General features: G+C 67.7%; 18 protein-coding genes. 8 read left to right on the forward strand and 10 right to left on the reverse strand.

Translation table 11 applies throughout. From position 1 onward, the window contains the following. Positions 1-251 precede the first annotated feature (251 nt). The 4 genes from pepN to GLP40_RS11005 all read left to right on the forward strand — a co-directional run bounded on the left by pepN (position 252) and on the right by GLP40_RS11005 (position 5,070). Positions 252-2,843, forward strand: coding sequence for an aminopeptidase N (pepN, locus tag GLP40_RS10990; RefSeq protein WP_154787699.1), 2,592 nt, complete (start codon positions 252-254; stop codon positions 2,841-2,843). 408 nt (positions 2,844-3,251) lie between these two features. Further along, entirely contained in the window at positions 3,252-3,638 is a 387-nt protein-coding gene (locus GLP40_RS10995; protein WP_154787700.1) for a hemophore-related protein, read from the forward strand. A gap of 242 nt (positions 3,639-3,880) precedes the next feature. Continuing rightward, positions 3,881-4,483: a ClpP family protease gene (locus tag GLP40_RS11000; RefSeq protein ID WP_154787701.1), complete on the forward strand. Its 603-nt coding sequence runs from the start codon at positions 3,881-3,883 to the stop codon at positions 4,481-4,483. Beyond that, positions 4,480-5,070 (forward strand): ClpP family protease, encoded by a 591-nt coding sequence (locus GLP40_RS11005; protein WP_154787702.1) that lies wholly within the window; start codon positions 4,480-4,482, stop codon positions 5,068-5,070. Before GLP40_RS11000 ends, GLP40_RS11005 begins: the two co-directional genes overlap by 4 nt. Before the next feature lie 67 nt (positions 5,071-5,137). Here GLP40_RS11005 and GLP40_RS11010 read toward each other — a convergent pair whose 3' ends face one another. The 5 genes from GLP40_RS11010 to GLP40_RS11030 form a co-directional block, all read right to left on the reverse strand. Then, positions 5,138-5,512, reverse strand: a complete 375-nt coding sequence (locus GLP40_RS11010; RefSeq protein ID WP_154787703.1) for a helix-turn-helix domain-containing protein — start codon at positions 5,510-5,512, stop codon at positions 5,138-5,140. Between the two features lie 142 nt (positions 5,513-5,654). Beyond that, positions 5,655-6,122, reverse strand: coding sequence for a DUF5130 domain-containing protein (locus tag GLP40_RS11015; protein WP_328289984.1), 468 nt, complete (start codon positions 6,120-6,122; stop codon positions 5,655-5,657). Then, positions 6,109-6,387 (reverse strand): aa3-type cytochrome oxidase subunit CtaJ, encoded by a 279-nt coding sequence (ctaJ, locus tag GLP40_RS11020; protein ID WP_328289985.1) that lies wholly within the window; start codon positions 6,385-6,387, stop codon positions 6,109-6,111. Before ctaJ ends, GLP40_RS11015 begins: the two co-directional genes overlap by 14 nt. Positions 6,388-6,466: 79 nt before the next feature. Next, positions 6,467-8,068, reverse strand: coding sequence for a glycoside hydrolase family 13 protein (locus tag GLP40_RS11025; protein ID WP_328289986.1), 1,602 nt, complete (start codon positions 8,066-8,068; stop codon positions 6,467-6,469). A 134-nt stretch (positions 8,069-8,202) separates the two neighbouring features. Beyond that, on the reverse strand, positions 8,203-8,607 hold the full coding sequence (locus tag GLP40_RS11030) for a globin (RefSeq protein WP_328289987.1): 405 nt from the start codon (positions 8,605-8,607) through the stop codon (positions 8,203-8,205). Positions 8,608-8,957: 350 nt separating this feature from the next. On the opposite strand from GLP40_RS11030, the gene GLP40_RS11035 reads away from it, so the two are divergent. Continuing rightward, positions 8,958-9,689, forward strand: a complete 732-nt coding sequence (locus GLP40_RS11035) for an HNH endonuclease (RefSeq protein ID WP_196054612.1) — start codon at positions 8,958-8,960, stop codon at positions 9,687-9,689. A gap of 187 nt (positions 9,690-9,876) precedes the next feature. Then, positions 9,877-10,062, forward strand: coding sequence for a hypothetical protein (locus GLP40_RS11040; RefSeq protein WP_154787705.1), 186 nt, complete (start codon positions 9,877-9,879; stop codon positions 10,060-10,062). Positions 10,063-10,092: 30 nt separating this feature from the next. Here GLP40_RS11040 and GLP40_RS11045 read toward each other — a convergent pair whose 3' ends face one another. Beyond that, the gene (locus GLP40_RS11045; RefSeq protein WP_154787706.1) at positions 10,093-10,689 is read right to left on the reverse strand and encodes a helix-turn-helix domain-containing protein; all 597 of its coding nucleotides are present in this window, start codon (positions 10,687-10,689) and stop codon (positions 10,093-10,095) included. Between the two features lie 74 nt (positions 10,690-10,763). Here GLP40_RS11045 and GLP40_RS11050 point away from each other — a divergent pair, with 74 nt between their 5' ends. Beyond that, complete coding sequence (locus tag GLP40_RS11050) at positions 10,764-11,549, forward strand: AzlC family ABC transporter permease (protein WP_154787707.1); 786 nt, start codon at positions 10,764-10,766, stop codon at positions 11,547-11,549. A 43-nt stretch (positions 11,550-11,592) separates the two neighbouring features. Then, positions 11,593-11,910, forward strand: a complete 318-nt coding sequence (locus tag GLP40_RS11055; protein ID WP_154787708.1) for an AzlD domain-containing protein — start codon at positions 11,593-11,595, stop codon at positions 11,908-11,910. An 80-nt stretch (positions 11,911-11,990) separates the two neighbouring features. Here GLP40_RS11055 and GLP40_RS11060 read toward each other — a convergent pair whose 3' ends face one another. The 4 genes from GLP40_RS11060 to GLP40_RS11075 all read right to left on the reverse strand — a co-directional run bounded on the left by GLP40_RS11060 (position 11,991) and on the right by GLP40_RS11075 (position 19,043). Continuing rightward, complete coding sequence (locus GLP40_RS11060; protein ID WP_196054613.1) at positions 11,991-12,719, reverse strand: dienelactone hydrolase family protein; 729 nt, start codon at positions 12,717-12,719, stop codon at positions 11,991-11,993. 243 nt (positions 12,720-12,962) lie between these two features. Beyond that, a complete protein-coding gene (locus tag GLP40_RS11065) occupies positions 12,963-13,637 on the reverse strand; it encodes a hypothetical protein (RefSeq protein ID WP_154787710.1) in 675 nt (224 codons plus the stop codon). Positions 13,638-13,650: 13 nt separating this feature from the next. Continuing rightward, positions 13,651-14,103 (reverse strand): acyl-CoA thioesterase, encoded by a 453-nt coding sequence (locus tag GLP40_RS11070; RefSeq protein ID WP_328290000.1) that lies wholly within the window; start codon positions 14,101-14,103, stop codon positions 13,651-13,653. Between the two features lie 38 nt (positions 14,104-14,141). Beyond that, entirely contained in the window at positions 14,142-19,043 is a 4,902-nt protein-coding gene (locus tag GLP40_RS11075) for an NAD-glutamate dehydrogenase (RefSeq protein WP_154787711.1), read from the reverse strand. Positions 19,044-19,466 lie beyond the last annotated feature (423 nt).

The following is a 19,466-nucleotide window of genomic DNA, read 5'->3' on the forward strand; positions in this document are numbered from 1 at the left end:
GCGATTGCTGCCGTCGCAGAGCTTACCGACGTCCCGACCTGCCTCTCGAGGCGCGGTCGAGCACGCCGAGCTTCGCGACGTGGCATTGTGGGGAACGTCGCGTCCGGCGCGGGCGGCGAGTGGAGAATTGTTCGGTCCGCTCGAGGCCCTCGCACGGGCGCATCGCATCACGCGTCGACCGTGGGCAGCGCCGCCCACCGCGTCGGACGCACCTGCCCGGCAGCAGTTCTCTTCAGAGCTAAGGAGCCCCCTTGTCCGCACCGAATCTCACCCGCGAGCAGGCGATCGAACGCGCCGCGACGGTCCAGGTGGAGAACTACAAGGTCGAACTGGATCTGACCGGTCAGCCCACCAATGCCGAAGAGCCGCGCAGTGAGACCTTCGGCTCGAAGTCGACGGTCATCTTCACCGCGACCCCGGGTGCGCAGACCTTCATCGACATCGTGGGCGCGGGCGTGCGCTCGGCCGTCCTCAATGGCGTCGCCCTCGATGTGAGCGGCTACGACGAGGAGCAGGGCATCATCCTGCCGAACCTGGCCGCCAGCAACGAGCTCGTGGTCGAGGCCGACTGCGAGTACTCGCACACCGGTGAGGGCCTGCACCGCTTCGTCGACCCGACCGACAACAAGGTCTACCTGTACTCCCAGTTCGAAACCGCCGACTGCAAGCGCATGTTCGCCTGCTTCGACCAGCCCGACCTCAAGGCCACCTACGACGTGATCGTCACAGCGCCCGAGGACTGGCAGGTCATCTCCAACAGCGCGGTGGTCGACACCCACAAGACCGGCACCGTGGTTCGCCACACCTTCGGCACCACCCCGCGCATGAGCACCTACCTGGTGGCCCTCATCGCCGGGCCGTACGCGAAGTGGACCGACACCTACAGCGATTCGCACGGGGAGATCCCGCTCGGCATCTACTGCCGCGCCTCGCTGGCCGAATTCATGGACGCCGAACGGCTTTTCACCGAGACCAAGCAGGGCTTCGGCTTCTACCACACCAATTTCGGCGTGCCCTATGCCTTCGGCAAGTACGACCAGCTGTTCGTGCCCGAATTCAACGCGGGCGCCATGGAGAACGCGGGCGCGGTCACCTTCCTCGAGGACTACGTCTTCCGTTCCAAGGTCACCCGCGCATCCTACGAGCGCCGCTGCGAGACCGTGCTGCACGAGATGGCGCACATGTGGTTCGGCGACCTGGTCACCATGAAGTGGTGGGACGATCTGTGGCTGAACGAGTCCTTCGCCACCTTCGCCTCGGTGCTGTGCCAGGTCGGCGCGACCGAATACACCAATGCCTGGACCACTTTCGCCAATGTCGAGAAGTCCTGGGCGTACCGGCAGGACCAGCTGCCCTCCACCCACCCGATCGCGGCCGACATCCCCGATCTTGCCGCGGTCGAGGTGAACTTCGACGGCATCACCTACGCCAAGGGCGCTTCCGTGCTCAAGCAGCTGGTGGCCTACGTCGGTGAGGAACCGTTCCTGGCTGGTCTGCGCGACTACTTCACCGAACACGCCTACGGCAACGCCACGTTCGACGATCTCGTGGGCGCGCTGGAGAAGGCGTCCGGGCGCGACCTTTCGGACTGGGGCGCGCAGTGGCTCAAGACCACCGGACTGAACATCCTGCGCCCCGACTTCACCGTGGACGCGGACGGCAACTTCGCCTCCTTCGCGGTCGTCCAAGAGGGCGCGGAGCCCGGCGCCGGTGAGCGCCGCGTGCACCGCCTGGCCATCGGCGTCTACGACGACCAGGACGGAAAGCTGGTGCGCACCAGGCGCGTCGAGCTCGACATCGACCCGGCCGAGCGCACCGAGGTGCCCGAGCTGGTCGGTGTCGGCCGCGGAAAGCTCGTGCTGATCAATGACGACGACCTCACCTACTGCTCGGTCCGCCTCGACGCCGACTCCCTCGACACCGTGGTGGCGCGCATCGCCGATATCGCCGAGCCGCTGCCCCGCACCCTGGCCTGGTCGGCCGCGTGGGAGATGACGCGCCAGGCCGAGATGAAGGCCCGTGACTTCGTGGCGCTGGTGCAGCGCGGCGTCGGCGCGGAAACCGAGATCGGTGTCGTGCAGCGGCTTCTCATGCAGGCCAATACCGCGCTGGGCGCCTACGCCGACCCGGAGTGGGCACGCGCCGAGGGCTGGCCCGCCTACGCCGACCGGTTGCTGGAGCTGGCGCGCGCCGCCGGTGCGGGCTCGGATCATCAGCTGGCGTTCGTCAACGCGCTGACCGGCTCGCTGCTCTCACCGCAGCACGTCGAGGTGCTGCGGCAGCTGCACGCCGGTGACCCGGAGGGCGTCGGTCTGCCTGGCCTGACCGTCGACACCGACCTGCGCTGGCGCATCATCCAGGCACTCGCGGCCGCCGGGACCATCGACTCCGACGGCATCGAAACCCCGCTCATCGACGCGGAACTCGAACGCGACAATACCGCCGCCGGTCGCCGCCAGGCTGCCGCCGCGGCCACCGCCCGCCCGCAGGTGGCGGTCAAGGAGTCGGCGTGGGACACCGTCATGGGCGACGATTCGGTGCCGAACATCACCGCGCGCGCCATCGTCACGGGCTTCGCCCCGGCGGGCCAGGCCGAGCTGCTGGCCCCGTATGTGGAGCGCTACTTCGCCGACATCCCGTCGGTGTGGGAGCGCCGCTCCAGCGAGGTCGCGCAGACCGTGGTGGTCGGGCTGTACCCGCACTGGGCCGTCACCGAGGAGGCCGTGGCGGTGGCCGACAAGTTCCTCGCCGGAGACCACCCGCCGGCGCTGCGTCGCCTGGTGGTGGAGGGCAAGGCGGGCATCGAGCGCTCGCTGCGCGCCCGCGCCTTCGATCGCGGCTAGGAAGTCCCGCGCGGCAACGCCGTTCGATGACGACAGCCCCTCCCGGAGCGTCCGGGAGGGGCTGTCGTCCTGCGACGGCCGGACATACCAGGGCTGCCCGTCGCACCCTGCGAAGTCGGCCGAGATGGTGCACATGGATGTGATGCCCAGCAGCTTCAGCCAAGCCACCGGCAGCACTGCCGGTGGAAACGCCACGAAGTTGACTGTCCTGCCCACTCATCGAATTCCTTTGGTGTTCAGGATGTCAGGGCGCGAAATACCCGCGTCGAAGACCGACGAATCGGCGCCCTCATTCCGGGACCGCACCGACTGAAGAGTCGCTGAAGAAGGCTCCCCGGATCGGGCTGGAGGGGCACGCATCCGACATGATCGGTCCCGCAAGCCATCCCGACCGAATGAGGCCATCCGATGACATCCTGGACCCGTTACGCCGCCGCACTCGTTTTCACCGGAATCTGCTCCGCCGCAGCGCTTTCCGACGCTGGAGTAGCGGCCGCCGACGATGATGACTCGCTCACCCGTTCCACCTGCAGCTGGGCACAGATCGACGCCACCCTCAATGATCAGGACCCGGTGCTGGCCCGGCTCATCGACGGTCACCCGGAACTCACCGCCGGGCTCGCCGTCATGTACCAGCTACCGCCGCAGGACCGGCCGGAATCCTTCTTCCGCATCGTGTCCCAATACCCCGACGTCCAGGACCGCATCGAGCAGATCCGCCGCGATCACGCGCCCGGCAGCGAACCCGTGCGCGCCAAGTTCGACCGCGTCGCCGACACCTGCCACCGCCATTGACCCGGCGCGGAAATCGCAGAGATGAGCGGTTTCCGCATCGCACAGAACGCGAATCATCGCGAACGTATCCGCCATGATGCGATCGAGCAGCGCATTCTCTGCGTCGGCAGCGGTCCGCAGGTCATCGGGGACATCCTCGCCGAGGATGACATCTCTGTCGCACGCTACAGCGCTGCTGTGGGCGGATCCGCTCACAGCAGCGTGGCGGGACTTTCACCGGGTCGCTGCGGCACCGTGATGGCATGGCAGAGAACAAGACTCCGATGTTCAACTGGCGCACCAGGGAACAGCTCTTCGCCCGCCGGGTGCTGGTGCTGGACGGGGCCCTCGACGACGACAACGGCGCGCTGCTGATGACCCAGCTGCTGACGCTGGCGGCCGAGGATCCGGCCGCGGGGATCTCGCTGTGGATCCACTCCCCCGGCGGGTCGGTTCCCGCCATGCTGGCCATCCGCGACGTCATGCGGCTGGTGCCCTGCACCGTATCCACGCTGGCCCTCGGATTGGCCTGCAGCGCAGGCCAATTCCTGCTGTCGGCGGGCACTCCCGGTCACCGCTACGCGCTGCCCCACGCCCGCATCCTCATGCATCAGGGTTCGGCGGGCATCGGCGGCAGCGCCGTCGAGGTCGAGGTGCAGGCCGACGACCTGCGCTATACCGTGCAGACCGTGCTCGGCCTGATCGCCGCCGACACCGGCCAGCCCTACGACCAAGTCTTCGACGACTCCCTGCACGATCGCTGGTTCACCGCCGCCCAGGCCCGTGACTACGGGTTCATCGACCAGATCGTGGAGTCCTTCCACCAGGTTGTGCCCGAACGCCGGAAGCTGGGAATCAGCGCATGACCAGCTACACGATCCCCAACGTCATCGCCCGTGATCCGCGCGGCGAACGCATCATGGACGTCTATTCGCATCTGCTGACGGAACGAATCGTCTACCTGGGCACCCCCATCGACTCCGGCGTGGCGAACGCGCTCATCGCGCAGTTGCTACATCTCGATGCCGAAAGCCCCGGCCAGGACATCAACCTCTACATCAACTGCGAGGGCGGCGACCTGTCGGCCATGCTCGCCGTCTACGACACCATGCAGCACATCCTGTCCCCTGTGGCCACCACCTGCGTGGGCCAGGCCATCGCGGTCGGCGCGGTCCTGCTCGCCGGCGGCGCGAAGGGCCGCCGCAATATCCTCCCCCATGCGCGAATCGTCCTGCACCAGCCGGCAACCCGAGGCCAGGGCACCATTCCCGACCTCATCCTCCAGGCCGACGAGGTGGTGCGCATGCGGGCCGAAATCGAGTCCATCCTCGCCGCGCACACCGGCCAATCCCCTGAAACCCTTCGCCGGGACACCGACCGGGACCGGGTCTTCACCGCCCAATCCGCGCTCGACTACGGCCTGGCCGACCAGATCCTCGGCCCCCGCAGCTGAAAGGCGACGAGCGCGCGCTGGTGCGGGCAGTCGCCGAAAGGCGTATGCGCCAGTGCGCGTTCACTGATCAGGCAGCCAGCAGGACCGGCGAGATTGCCATCGGAGACAGGGCGGGATGGTGTGCCGGAACCGGGCGGTAGCGGAGAAGGTCCTCGGCCACCTGTCGTGTGAGCGCACCCAGACTGGTCCCCAGCGCACCCGCCAGTGCCGCGATCATTTCGCTGGACGGCTCTTTGCGTCCCCGCTCGACCTCCGACAGATACTGCGGCGAAATACCGGCTCGCCCGGCCGTTTCCGTCAGCTTCTCGCCCCGCTCCTGCCGCAGCGACCGCAGCTGCTCCCCCAGTGCCTCCCGCCATAGCGGCTCACGCATCGGCCGCGCCGACCGCGCCCCTTCGTCGAGGCCGCCGGGAACAGCTTTCAGACGCGGATGCTCGGACATGGTCCCGAGCCTAAATTCCCCCGCCCCACCCCCGCGCCCCGATCTGCTGAGGGCGAACTTTCCCGCGGGGGTTTGGGGGCTGGGCCCCCAAACTTCCCTTGGGGTTTCAGGGGCGAAGCTCCTGAAAAGTGCCGAGAGTCGGCTAGACCCGCCCGATGGCGGCCGCCATCACACGCACGGCGGAAACCAGGCCGTCGATCAGCTCGCCCTGACGGAAGGAGCTGGTGGCGGCGGTGGCGCCCAGCTGGCAGACCCGATCGTTGGCCCGCTCGGCGACGTCGCGGCCGGAGCGCACCTCGACCGAGTTGGTGTTCGGGTCCACCGCGATGAGCACCGAGCGGGCGGCCTCCGGGGTGGCGGGGAAGAGGGCGTCCACACCGGCGGCGGAGTCGGAGCCCAGGTCACCGATGTAGATGTTGAAGCGCACCTTGGTGGCACGGGTGGCGTCGGTGAGCGCGTTGTCCATGAGCAGCCGCTCGCGATCGCTGAACGGCGCTTCCTTGAAGACATCGCCGGCCTCGTGCACACCGGAGACGCGTCCGCTGCTGGTGATCGCCCAGCCGTGGGGCAGGTCGGCCTCGTTCACCGCGGGCCAATTAGAACTTGCCACTTGCCCGACCTCCGATCAGCTCCGCGTGGGCGGATTCGATTGCCGCATGGTCGCCATGCGAATCAGCAGTGTCGTGGTGGCCGGATCCGGTCACCTCGTCGGTCGCGCTCCACAGCACCGGGGGCTGGGTCCACTTCGCACCGAGTTCGTAGTGTTCCGGCTTCTTGCCGGGCAGCGGCTTGCCGAGGAACGACAATCCGGCGATCACCAGATAGATCGCGACCGGGATGCCGACGTAGATCAGCACTGTCTGGAGAATGCTCACGGCCCAACGGTAGTCGATGCCCCCGCGACTACTACGACCGGTAAGGGTTAGATGCGATCGTGTCGTAACAATCAGCCTTTCAGACCAGCCACGCCGTCGAGTTCGCCGGAAGTTCCCGCCTCTCGTTGATCGGAGCGCTCGCCAGCAACACCTTCCCCGCGGGCAACAGGATGGGCGCGTCGGTGGCATTGAGCACGCACAGCAGCCCGCCGTCACGCTGAAAGGCCAGGCAGCCGGGCGGACTCTCGTACCATTCCAGCCCGAGCCCCGCGAATTCCGGCCGCACGCCCCGCAATTCGATCGCCATGCGATACAGCGACAGCATGGAGTCGAGCCGTTCGAGCTGCCGCTCCACGGTCACCGCCGACCATTCCGGAGGCATGGGCAGCCACGGCACGCCGGTCGTGAATCCGAACGGCGGTCGCGTCCCCTCCCACGGCAACGGCACCCGACAGCCGTCCCGGCCGCGTTCGGTGTGCCCGGATCGCTCCCAGGTGGGATCCTGCAGCGCCGCCTCCGGCAGGTCGTCCACATTGGCCAGCCCCAATTCGGCGCCGTTGTAGATGAATACGGATCCCGGCAGTGCCAGCTCCAGCAGGATCATGGCCCGCGCCCGCGCCTGCCCGACGAGTCCGCCGCCGTAGCGGGTGACCTCGCGCTCGATATCGTGGTTGGACAGCGTCCAGGTGGGCGACGCGCCGACCTGGGCCACCGCGCGCAGCGAATTGTCGACAGCCGCGCGAATCCGGTCCGGCTGGAACGGCGTCTGGGCAAGCCGGAAGTTGAAGGCCAGGTGCAGTTCGTCGGGCCGGACGTATTCGCCGAAGCGGGTGTTGTCGTTGACCCAGACCTCACCGATGGCGACCGCATGCGGATATTCGTCCATCACCTTGCGGATCCGCCGATGAATGTCGTGCGCGCCGGGGTTGTTGAAGCGCGGGTCGTCGTCTTCGAGGTGGAGCATCCGGGTGTCGATGCGCTCCATGTCGGGCAGGCCCGGCGGTTTGGCCATGCCGTGCGCGACGTCGATCCGGAAGCCGTCCACGCCGCGGTCCAGCCAGAACCGCAGGGTCTGGTCGAAATCCGCCGCGACCTCGGGGTGTTCCCAGTTCAGGTCGGGTTGCTCCGGTGCGAAGATGTGCAGGTACCACTGCCCGGGTCTACCGTCCGGTTCCCTCACCCGGGTCCAGGCCGGACCGCCGAAGATGCTCGGCCAATTGTTCGGCGGCACAGCGCCGTCCGGCCCACGGCCGTCGCGGAAGAAGTACCGCGCCCGCTCCGGACTCCCCGGCCCAGCCGCCAGCGCCGCCCGAAACCACGCGTGTTGATCACTGGTGTGGTTGGGCACCAGATCCATGGTCACCCGGATGTCGCGGTGGTGCGCCTGGGCGATGAGCGCGTCCAGCGCCTCGATCCCACCGAACAGCGGGTCGATATCGCGCGGGTCCGAGACGTCATAGCCGCCGTCGGCCATGGGAGAACGCATTACCGGGCAGATCCATAGCGCGTCCACCCCCAGGAGTTCGAGATAGCCCAATTTGTCGCGCAATCCGCCCAAATCACCGACACCGTCGCCGCTGGAGTCCGCGAAGGAACGGGGATACACCTGGTAGAACACGGCCGATCGCCACCACGGGGCTTGCGCGGCCCCCTCCCCGACCGGGGCGGAAATATCTGTCACAGCCGTAATGGTGCCAAAGCACAGCGACTTTCGCGGGCGCGTCGAAAGGACTTGTCCAGTTTCAGCAAATGATCAGCGGCTTGCAGTGGACAGCGTGAAAATCTGCGGGAAGCTGCAATCTCTGCGGGTCCAATTCAGAAAGGCGAGTTCATGAGCGAATTGGCGGCCATCTCGAAGTAGTCGAGCAACTGCTGCCGGTGCGCGTTATCCAGCACCTCCGGCTCGATCTCCGCGACCGCGATGCGCATGGCCCGCAGCCATGCGTCGCGTTCGATAGGCCCGACCTTGAACGGAACATGCCGCATCCGCAGCCGCGGGTGCCCACGTTCGTCGGAGTAGGTCCGCGGCCCACCCCAGTACTGTTCGAGGAACATCCGCAACCGCCGCTCGGCCGGACCGAGGTCCTGCTCCGGATACAGCGGCCGCAATACCTCGTCCTGCGCCACCTCGCGATAGAAGGCGGCGACGATCCGATGGAAGGTGTTCTCGCCGCCCACGGCCTCGTAGAAGGAAGTTGCGGTCTGCTCGCCGGAAGTCACGCTCCCATTGTGCCGTGTCCGATTTGCCCTCCGCTTCGCTCCGGGCGAGGTTCGCGACCCCGCGGTCTCGGTTCTTCCCCCCTCACTTCCGCTCGCCCGCTCCGAGGCGGAGGGTCCCATCAAGCCGCCGTCCAGAATCGAGACGGCCACGAACCTGGGGGATGAGCTGCTGAAATGCCGCCTACCGACGGCCACTGAACCGGGTCCGGGTGATTGTCACGTCCTGTTCATCCGAATGTGCCCGACAATGTCTCGAAAGAGATGGCATTGTGCGTCATTCCATGGTCAACTGGGTGGCAGTCTGCCGAGATACCACACAATCGGACGAATACGAAACCGGGGTATGGCCCATGAAGCAGCGGCACGGCGCCCGACACCAGGCGCGGACGCATCGACAACTCCAGCCCGCCGACGTCCACAATCGTGGGTCGGGGGCTACTCCGCTGCACTTACTGTCCGAACATTCTCATTCCGAGCATCACCTGGGCGCTCATCCGGAGCCCGCCCATCCGGGCGACCACCGCGACCATTCGCATCATCCGCCCACCGCAGCACCCGTTCCCGCCTGGGCCAAACGCCGTGTGCTACTTCTGAACGCCACGTACGAGCCGCTCACCGCCCTGTCCGCACGTCGCGCCATCGTGCTGCTGATCTGCGACAAGGCCGATACCGTGCACGACAACCCGGAGGGTCCGGTCGTGCATTCCGCCGGGACCTCGGTGGCGCTCCCCTCGGTCATCCGACTACGCAGCTACGTGCGCGTCCCCTACCGGGCACGGGTACCCATGACTCGCGCCGCCCTCATGCACCGCGACCGCTACCGCTGCGCCTACTGCGGCGGCAAGGCCGAGACCATCGACCACGTCATTCCGCGTAGCCGCGGCGGCGCCCATTCGTGGGAGAACTGCGTGGCCTCCTGCGCCCCGTGCAATCACCGCAAGGCCGACAAACTCCTGAGCGAGCTGGGCTGGACGCTGCACCACCCCATGGTCGCGCCGAAGGGCCCGCACTGGCGTTTGCTGTCGGCCGGCTCCGAGCTGGATCCGACCTGGTTGCAGTACCTCGGCGAGGGCGCTGCCTGAGGGTTCACTCACCTGCGGGCAGACCGGCTTCGGCGGCCAGCACGCCGAGCGCGCGCAGCAATGCCGAGCGCTCCTTGGCCGACAGTCCGGCGGTGAGCTCGTCATCAAGTTCCCGTGCGGCCTTATCGCAGCGGGCACACTGTTCTTCGCGTACGGCTACGGCGGACGGGCGGTCCCGTTGTGCGCCGTGACGCTCTTCATGCTGGCGGTGGGGACACGCACCGGACTCGCACCGATCCTCGTGGTGGCCGGGCTGGCGCAGCTCGGCGACGCGGCGATCGGCGTGGGACGGCGCAATTGGCCGATGGCAGTCACCTGCGTCGGACTGGCGACCGTGCACCTGCTCTCGGCATGGTGGGTGGCCGGACAGTGAAGCCCGCTGCGCCGCAGCGGGGTTCGTGGACTAGCTGTATTCGCTGACGAGCAGCGCCCAGGTGCCCGGCTCGAGGGCTTCGAAGACGTGCGGCATGTCGCCGGGGTAGCAGATGTAATCGCCGGGCTCGAGTTCCACCGGACCCTCGGTGGGACCGACCTTGGCGCGACCGGCACACAGGACGATGTGTTCGACGACGCCGCGGGAGTGCGGGGCGGAGTCGCGGGGGTGACCGGGTTCGGCGGTGACGCGATACACGTCACGACGGGCGGCGGGCGGGGAGGCCGCGAGCAAGGTGGTCCGGTATTCGGACTGGGCCGAGGCGAGAACCGGCCCCTCCCCCGCGCGAATGACCTGAACCTGCGGAGTCGGAGGTTCCAGCAGTCGCGAAAACTGGATGTCGAGAGCGATGCAGAGCGCCCACAGCGTTTCTATGCTGGGGTTCCCGGAGCCCGATTCCAGTTGGGACAGCGTCGATTTGGCGATCCCGGCGCGGCGCGCGACCTCGGTCAGCGAGAGCCCGGAGCGGGCTCGTTCCCGGCGCAGGGCAGCGGCGATCACCTCCTGCGGAGACGCTGGCGCCTGCTGCGGAGACACCGGCTCGGAGCGGTCGGGCTGCTGAGTCATGGTGGCGTTCACGGTACCGGCACGCCGGTACGCCCCTTTGACGAACCCGACCGATTATGTTCATTATAGAAAACATGCGTTCGACATGGCGAACACTCGATCGGGGTGTGCTCACAGGAATCGCGGCGATCTGCCTGGCGGTCGCCATGATCGGCGTATCCTACGGCGCTACCGCGGTGACCTCGGGACTGCCCGGGTGGCTGCCGGTACTCATGAGCGTGGCCGTGGTGGCCGGCGGCTCGGAGTTCGTCTTCATCGGCATCCTTACCGCGGGCGGCGGCCTGGTCGCGGCCGTGCTGGCGGGATTGCTGGTGAACGCCCGGCACGTGCCCTACGGGCTGTCCGTGCCCGATGTGGTCGGCACCGGCTGGCGGCGGCTTCTGGGCACGCACGTCATGAACGACGAATCGGTGGCCATGGCCCTGGCCCAGCCGGATCGGGATCGGCGACAGGCCGCGTACTGGCTGTGCGGGCTCGCGGTGCTGGCCGCGTGGCCGTTGGGGGCGGCGCTCGGCGCGATTCTCGGCGCGGTGGTGCCGGACCCCGATGCGTTCGGTATGGACGCCGTCTTCCCGGCCGTGCTGTTCTCGCTCGTGCTGCCCGCCCTGCGCGAACCCCTCACCCGCACAGCCGCTCTGGCCGGTGCGGCCGTGGCCGCGGCGACCACGCCATTCCTGGGCGCGGGCCTGCCGGTGCTGCTGGCGCTGACCGCTGTCCTGCTGGTCTCGCGACGCGCCGGCGCTCCGGCACCCACCGCACCCGACGGCACCGCCGAGTTGGCCACGGCGACCGATGATTCCACCGGTGCGGGTCACCCGACAGCGACCGCGGCCAACTCCACGACCGCCGGGACCGCCTGATGCGGGCCGCATGCCGGAAGGCTGATCAGCGGAGCACGCACCGATGACCAAGACGCTGCTCCTGGGCGCGATGGCATTGGCGGTGGGCACCTTCGCATTCCGCTTCGCCGGACCGCTGTTGCGCAGCCGCGTCAAGGTCTCGCCGCGCACCATTCGACTGCTGGAGATCGCCTCGGTCGTGCTGCTCACCGCACTCGCGGTCACCACGCTGTTACCCACGGGCAGCGGCCGATTCGGGTGGGCACTGCCCGCGGGCGTGCTCGTCGCGGCGGGGCTGGCGTGGCGGCGGGCGCCGCTACTGGTCGTCATCCTCGCCGCAGCCGTTGTCACGGCGGGGCTGCGGGCGCTCGGCGTGCACTGAGCCGCCCGCGAACCCACCGTGCGGCTCACGAAGGCTCTGCCCGCCACACCGGAAGAGCGGGGGCAGCCCTTCCAGCGGTCTCAGCCACGCAGCAGGTCCGCGAGCCGGGACCAGGACTCCTCGGCGACCTCCGGCCGGTACCAGTCGCGGCCCGGGAAGAGGAAGCCGTGGGGGGCGTCGTCGTAGACGACGATCTCATGTTGGATGTCGTTGGCGCTCAGGGCCGCTTCGAGTTCGTCGCGGGCCTCGGCGTCGATGAGCGGATCCTGGCCGCCGAAGAACAGGGTGATCCGGCCGGTGATGCCGGGCGTCGCTTCGATGGTCGGCTCGGGCGTGGACAGCGGGATATCGGGATTGGTGAGCCAGCCCGGGTAGAACGCGGCCGTCGCGGCTATCGGGAGTTGAGTCGCCGCGTAGTAGGCCACGTGGCCACCGGCGCTGAAGCCGACCATGTTCGCCGAAACCGCTCCCCTGCGCCGCAGTTCGTCGAGGCAGGCGGAAACGTCGTCGACGACCTCGGGGCGGCTCAGGGTGCGCAGCAGTGCCAAGCCGCGCTCGCGATCGGTGTGCAGTTCCAGTTCGGCGCGCGGGGCGACGCGGTGGAACAGGTCCGGCATGATAACAATGGCGCCCAGGGACGCCAGACGGTCCGTGGCCGCCCGGGCGGTCGCGTGTAAGCCGTAGATCTCATGTCCCACAACGACTCCGGGGTAGTCACCCGGTTCCGCCGGACGCGCCGCATAGGCGGCCATCACGGCATTGCCGACCTTCAGGTCGATCCATTCGGTCACGATCGCGGCATCGCTCATGCCGCCAAGGTAGATGACGAGTGGGCGGTTCAGCATCCCGTCACGGGTGCGAAGGCCGGGGCCAGCAGCGCGATGCCCAGTGCCACACCGGCGAGAATGCTCCTCAGGATCACCATGGCGATCATCCCTCCCTGTAGTTGCGTTCGTCCCATATCGAACGTAACCGGGCTCGAAAAGCGTTACGAGCCGGGATATTCGGTGCCCCGCGCATTGGGGGCGGGTTCGAGCGCGGTCAGCGTACGCTCAGTGCGGAAGCAGCGGCAGGACGGGCCCGCGGCGGCGCGCCACGGACCCGTAGCGGGCGTCCAGGCGCAGCCAGGTGCGGGCCGCGCGGACCCGCACGATCTCGTCCACCGAGATGCGGCGGGAGTCGGTCTTCTCCCCACCGTGCGGAATGAAATCCATGGCGGCGAGGGCGAAGACCACACGCATCGGCACCTCGACCTGCTCGCCGCTGCCGGAGACGCTGAGCACCGTCTGATCCAGCAGGGCGGCGGGCGGGCCGTGCCGACCGCCGTGCTCCTGCGCCAATTCCGCTCCGCGCTCGGCCAATTCGACGAGCATGCGGGCTGGCACGTCCTCCACGTGGACGAACCCGGCCTCCGGGGGCAGCGCCGCACGCCAGGCGGAGTCCATGGCGTAGCCGAGGTCGAAGGCGGTGCCGGCGTCCGGTCCGTGCAGGCCGGCGAGGATCACGTCCCCGCTGACCGTCACGTCATCCATGCCGAGGTCGGCCACCACGGTGCGCACCGCCAGCGCCTCGAATCCGGTGGCGGCCCAGGCGGAGACGTAACGGTCCCCGCGCCGGCGCAGCCGGATGACCGCTGCCGAGTCGAGGCGGATGGCGTGCGAGATGAAAGTGGCCAGGTTCTCGCGTTCCGCGGGATCCGGAACGTGCAGGGTCAGCTGTCCCGACAAGAGTCGTTCTCGGTCAGTCGGCCAGCCACAGCGCCAGATAGTCGCGTTCCTCGGTGGTGAGGCGGCGTAGGCGCTGGGTGTCGATGTCGAAGGCGGCCAACTGTGTGGAGGCGACCACCGCCGGCGGGGAGTCCGGGGCCGCACCGGCGGCGCGCACCTCGTAGCCGACGGTGAAGTCCACCGCACGCAGCCGGTCGATCCACATGGACACGTCCAGCGGCGAATCCTCGTGCCGGAGCTGGCCCTTGTACTGCACCCGCAGGTCGGCCAGCACACAGCCGGACCGCAACTTGACCGTCGGTCGCTCATCCAGGAACAGCCACGGGATGCGGGCCTCCTCCAGCAGGGTGACCATGCGCGCATGGTTGATGTGCTGGAAGGCGTCCATATCCGACCAGCGCACCTCCACCCTGGTGTGGAAACGCTTGGGCTCGGCCGATTCCTGGGACTCCCCCGGATTCGGCACGGCCGTCGTCGCATGGCCGTTCAGCGAACCGACACTCGTCAACGCGGTACCTCCGATTGCGCACCCACCCCACTCACCATGCTGCGCACCTGCCGCGCCGCAACTGACAGCGTGGCCAGGTCGTGGGTTCCGGACTCGAACAGTTCCGACAGGGCCGAGCGGGCACGGCCCAGGCGGGACTGGTTCTTCGACTCCCAGTATGCAATCTTCTCCTCGGCGGTCTCCTCCGGGTCACCGCCGGAGAGCACGTCGAGGGTGAGCGACCGCAGCGAACCGTACATGTCGTCGCGCAGCGCGAGCCGGGCCAGCGCGTGCCAGCGATCGCCGCGTTCCAGGTGGCTGACCGCCTGCAGCAGCCAATCGATCTTGAGGTGATCGTTGAGCGCGTAGTACAGCGCGCCCACCTCCTCACCGCTGCGGTCGGTGATGTCGGCGATATCGAGCACATCCAGCAGCGGGAACTGGTTGAGCAGGCCGCAGACCTCGGTGGCCAGCTCGGAGGGCGCGCCCTGCTCGACGATGGCCTTGGACTGCTCATTGAGGGTGTCGATGTGGTGGCCCCGCAGCCAGCCCGTCACCTTGGGCGAGAGGGTGCGCACCCCCTGGGCGTAGCGGTGGATCTCCGCGCCCACCGCGACCGGCTGCGGGCGGTTGTTGAGCAGCCAGCGCGAGGCGCGGTCCAGGGTGCGCTTGGTCTCGAGTTCGAGCGCGTCCTTCATGCGTGTGGAGATATCCGCGGCGCGAATGCGATCCCACACCGCGTGCAGGTCGAAGATCTGGGTCGCGGCGGTGAACGCGCGCACCGCGTCGGAGGCCGAGGCCCCGATCTCCTCGCCCAGGCGGAAGGCGTAGCTGATGCCGCCCAGATCCACCACCTCGTTCACCAGCAGGGTGGTAGTGATCTCGCGGCGCAGGCGGTGCCGCTTGATGGCCGCGCCGAAGCGGGTGCGCAGCGGGGTCGGGAAGTACTGCGGCATGCGAGCGGCGAAGTACGCGCTGTCGGGCAGATCGCTGGTCAGCAGGTCGGCCTTGAGTGAAAGCTTCACGTGCGCCATGAGATTCGACAACTCCGGCGAGGTGAGACCGGTGCCCTCCTCGGCGCGTTGCTTCATCTCCGCGTCGGTGGGCAGCGCCTCGAGCTCACGGTCCAGGCCGCGGCGCTCCTCGAGCTCCTCGATGAGCCGCTGGTGCACATTGAGCATGCGTGGGGCCTCGGCGCGGGACATGCCCATCAGATAGTTCTGAGAGACGTTGTCCTGCAATACGAGTGCGGAGACCTCGTCGGTCATTGATGCCAGCAGCGGATTGCGCTCGGCCGGGGACAACTCGCCGGAAGAGACCAAGCCGTCGAGCAGGACCTTGATATTGACCTCATGGTCGGAGCAGTCCACACCGGCCGAGTTGTCGAGCGCGTCGGTGTTCATCTTGCCGCCGTAGCGGCAGAACTCGATGCGGCCCAGCGCCGTGACGCCCAGATTGCCGCCCTCACCGATCACGTTGACGCGCAGAGCGTTCGCGTTCACCCGGACCGGGTCGTTGGACTTGTCGCCGACATCGGCATTGGTCTCGGTGCTGGCCTTGATGTAGGTGCCGATGCCGCCGTTCCACAGCAACTGCACCGGCGACAGCAGGATGGCGCGGATCATCTCCGGCGGGGAGAGCACGGTGATGTCGTCGGCCAGGCCGAGCACCTCGCGCACCTGATCGCTGACCGGAATGGCTTTGACCGTGCGGTCGTAGACGCCGCCGCCCGCGCTGATCAGTGACTTGTCATAGTCCGCCCACGACGAACGGGGCAGCGCGAACATGCGCTCACGCTCGGCGAAAGACGTTGCGGCATCGGGATTCGGGTCCAGGAAGACATGGCGGTGGTCGAAGGCCGCGACCAGCCGGATGTGGCGCGAGAGCAGCATGCCGTTGCCGAATACGTCACCGGACATGTCGCCGATGCCGACCACCGTGAAGTCCTCGGATTGGGTGTCGATGTCGATTTCGGCGAAGTGCCGCTTCACGCTCTCCCACGCGCCCTTGGCGGTGATGCCCATGGCCTTGTGGTCGTAGCCCACCGAACCGCCTGAGGCGAAGGCGTCGCCGAGCCAGAAACCGTAGGACTGGGCCACGTCATTGGCGATGTCGGAGAAGGTCGCGGTGCCCTTATCGGCGGCGACCACCAGGTAGGTGTCGTCACCATCGCGGCGCAGCACCCGCTCGGGCGGCAGCACGGCGCCGGTGGCGCGGTCGACATTGTCGGTGACGTCGAGCAGGCCGGAAATGAAAGTGCGGTAGCACGCGATGCCCTCGGCCTGCAGTGACTGGCGGTCAGCGACCGGATCGGCGGTGGCGGCGGGGGGCTGCTTGACCACGAAACCGCCCTTGGCGCCGACCGGCACGATCACGGCGTTCTTCACGGCCTGCGCCTTGACCAGACCCAGGATCTCGGTGCGGAAATCCTCGAGGCGGTCCGACCAGCGCAGACCGCCGCGCGCGACCGGACCGAAGCGCAGGTGCACGCCCTCGACCCGCGGCGAGTAGACGAAGATCTCGAATTGCGGTCTGGGCTTGGGCAATTCGGCGATCTCCTGCGGTTCCACCTTGAACGACAGGTAATCCCGCGCCTTGCCCTCGGTGTCGGTGACGTAGTAGTTGGTGCGCAGGGTGGCCTTGATCAGGCCCAGGATGGCGCGCAGGATGCGGTCGGCGTCCAGGCTCACGACCTCGTCGATGCGGTGACGGACTGCGGCCTCCACCTCGGTGGCGTGGTCGGGATTGGCCGAGTCCGGATCGAAGAGCGCGGTGAACAGGTCGACGAACATGCTCGCCGCCTCCGGATAGGCCAGCAGCACACGGGTGATGGCGGCCTGGCTATACGCAAATCCGGCCTGCTGCAGGTACTTCGAGTAGGCGCGCAGGATGGAGACCGAGCGCCAGTTCAGACCGGCGCGCAGCACCAGCTCATTGAGGCCGTCGGCCTCGGCACGGTCGTACCAGAGGGCCTCGAAGGCATCCGTGAAGCGCTCACGCAAACCGCGCACCTGAGCGTCGAGGACGTCCAACCGGCCCACAGACTCCACCAGTTCGGCGTCCATGTTCCGGTCCAGGGCGCTGCGCAGCAGTTCGGGCCGGGCCAGCAGGCCGAAGTCGTAGATCCACTGCTCGGGGCCGTGGCCCCAATCGACCTGGTGCGGGCGCTCGTCGATCACCTCCACGCCGAGACTCTGCAGCAGCGGCAGCACCTGGCTCAGCGAAATGCCGGCGCCACTGATGTAGAGCGTGAAACGCCAAGAGCCTGGCTCGGAATCGGGCCACCGGTACAGGTGCTGGTCGATTCCGCCCTCGGCCAGGCCCTGCAGCCGCAGGATGTCGGCCACGGCCCGGCTGGGGTCGAAGTCCTCCTTGTAACTCTCGGGAAGTCCCTCGGCGTAGCGCTGCGCCACGGCCGGGTCCAGCACAGTGGAATTGGCCACCTCGTCGCGCAGGTGGTCGTCCCACGTGCGGCTGGCCTCGGCGAGCAGATGCTGGATGCGCAGGCGGTTGGCCTCGGTGGTATCGGCCGCGGAGCCCTGATCGGGCAGGCGGACGGTGAAATACACACTGGCGAGGTCACTTTCGGAAACCCGGGCCGAGTAGTCGATGGACACACCGCCCAGCTCGCGCATCAGGATGTCCTGCATCTCCAAGCGGACGCGGGTGGTGTAGCGGTCGCGCGGCAGGTACACCATGCAGGCCACGAAGCGGCCGTAGCCGTCCAAGCGCATGAACAGACGAACCTGGCGGCGCATGCCGACATTCAGCACGGCGCTGGCGGTGCGGCGCAGCGCAGCGCCGTCGGAGGAGAACAGCTCGGTGCGCGGGAAGGACTGGATGACCTCGAGCATCTCCTGGCCGGAGAAGGAGTCCAGATCGAAGCCGCTGGCCTCGATGATGGACCGCACCCGGCGATCGATGACCGGGATGTCGAGCACATTCTCGTGCAGTGCGGTGACGGTGAAGACACCGATGAACAGGTGCTGGCCAATGACGGCACCGGAGTCGTCCATCTCGGCGACGCCGACGAAGTACGGGTAGACCGCGCGGTGCACGGTAGCCGGGACCAAGCCCTGAGTCAGCATGAGCAGTGCTTGGTCGCCGCTGTTGTCGGGGACGTGGAAGTCGGTGCCGACATTGGGGCGCAGCACGCCGAGGCTGGTCTCCGGCACGATGACGGATTTCGCCTGGCCGTCCACGGTGCTGCGCTCGTAGCGGGCGTAGCCGAGCAGGGTGAAATGTCCGTCCGCCAGCCAGCGCAGCAGCTTGGCGCAGTCCGTGAGATCCATTGTGGGAAAGGCGGATCTGCCAGCGGTGGCCGCGGCGTCGAGCTCATTGGCGACGTGATCCTGCGCCTCGCGCATGGCCTCGGTGTCCTCGATGACGCGGCGCACATCGGTGAGCACGTCGGGCAGCGAGGTCTCGATGCTCTCGAGCTGGGTCCGGCTGGTGGACGGGTGCAGCTGGATGTGCATCCAGGACTCGCGCAGGCCGGTCGTGCCATTGCCGTCGACCTCATGCGGCACCGCAGTTTCCAAGCGACCCGCGGCGTCTCGGGTCACCTCGAAAATGGGGTGCACGACTTCGCTGACGCTCACACCGATGCGGCTCAGCGAGGAGGTCACGGACTCGACGAGCAACGGCATGTCGTCGGTGACGAGCTGGACGGCGACGCCGAGCCCGGCCTCGTCATCCGCATGGTACACACGGACATTCGCGGTACCGGGGGTGCGCTGGATGCCCAAATCGACATGGCAGCGGAAGATGTGGGTGGAGGTCGCGGGGATCGCGCAGTCCGCGTCGCCGGCGTCGACGTGTCGGAAATACGCCTCCTCGAGGGATACGAGATTGCCGCGCAGAGACGCGGGCAAACTCGCAGCCCAGGCCGCGCTAGACAATTCGGACGAGACCGTCATTTCGCCAACTCCTCGGATTCGGTTCCGTAACAAAGTGACGCCGATGCGAGAGTAGCTGGGCGCTCGATGTGCCGCGCTGAATTCCTCTCAATGCTGCGCCGCGTCCCACAATACGGACGAACCAGACGGTTCGGGGGCCGTTAGCTTGATCCAATATTGCCAGGTCGCATATGACAAACCTTGCACCAAAACAGTTTTCACGCACGACTGCGAATGCCAAACCACTGAGTTCGCTATTCGATAACCGTTCATCTACCCGGTTACGTCTCGCCACCCGGCGGGCCCCAAACCGGCCAGAAAACATCTCCGGACCGATGAAAAGGTGATCAGTCGACCTTTCTTCGGCGGTCCGTACGGAATCCAGCGCTCGGGTAGCCGGGCCGACGATGGGCCGACCCGGCTCCCCACCCGGGTCAACGGGCG

This window comes from Nocardia aurantiaca (assembly GCF_009708175.1).
Classification (GTDB): domain Bacteria; phylum Actinomycetota; class Actinomycetes; order Mycobacteriales; family Mycobacteriaceae; genus Nocardia; species Nocardia aurantiaca.

Excerpts from the sequence above, each read along its gene's own strand:
- GLP40_RS11000 (WP_154787701.1), top strand. The coding sequence starts at position 3,881 with ATGGCAGAGAACAAGACTCCGATGTTCAACTGGCGCACCAGGGAACAG.
- GLP40_RS11060 (WP_196054613.1), bottom strand. The coding sequence starts at position 12,719 with ATGAGCGATGCCGCGATCGTGACCGAATGGATCGACCTGAAGGTCGGC.
- GLP40_RS11050 (WP_154787707.1), top strand. The coding sequence starts at position 10,764 with ATGCGTTCGACATGGCGAACACTCGATCGGGGTGTGCTCACAGGAATC.
- GLP40_RS10995 (WP_154787700.1), top strand. The coding sequence starts at position 3,252 with ATGACATCCTGGACCCGTTACGCCGCCGCACTCGTTTTCACCGGAATC.
- GLP40_RS11075 (WP_154787711.1), bottom strand. The coding sequence starts at position 19,043 with ATGACGGTCTCGTCCGAATTGTCTAGCGCGGCCTGGGCTGCGAGTTTG.
- GLP40_RS11055 (WP_154787708.1), top strand. The coding sequence starts at position 11,593 with ATGACCAAGACGCTGCTCCTGGGCGCGATGGCATTGGCGGTGGGCACC.
- GLP40_RS11010 (WP_154787703.1), bottom strand. The coding sequence starts at position 5,512 with ATGTCCGAGCATCCGCGTCTGAAAGCTGTTCCCGGCGGCCTCGACGAA.
- GLP40_RS11035 (WP_196054612.1), top strand. The coding sequence starts at position 8,958 with ATGAAGCAGCGGCACGGCGCCCGACACCAGGCGCGGACGCATCGACAA.
- GLP40_RS11005 (WP_154787702.1), top strand. The coding sequence starts at position 4,480 with ATGACCAGCTACACGATCCCCAACGTCATCGCCCGTGATCCGCGCGGC.
- GLP40_RS11045 (WP_154787706.1), bottom strand. The coding sequence starts at position 10,689 with ATGACTCAGCAGCCCGACCGCTCCGAGCCGGTGTCTCCGCAGCAGGCG.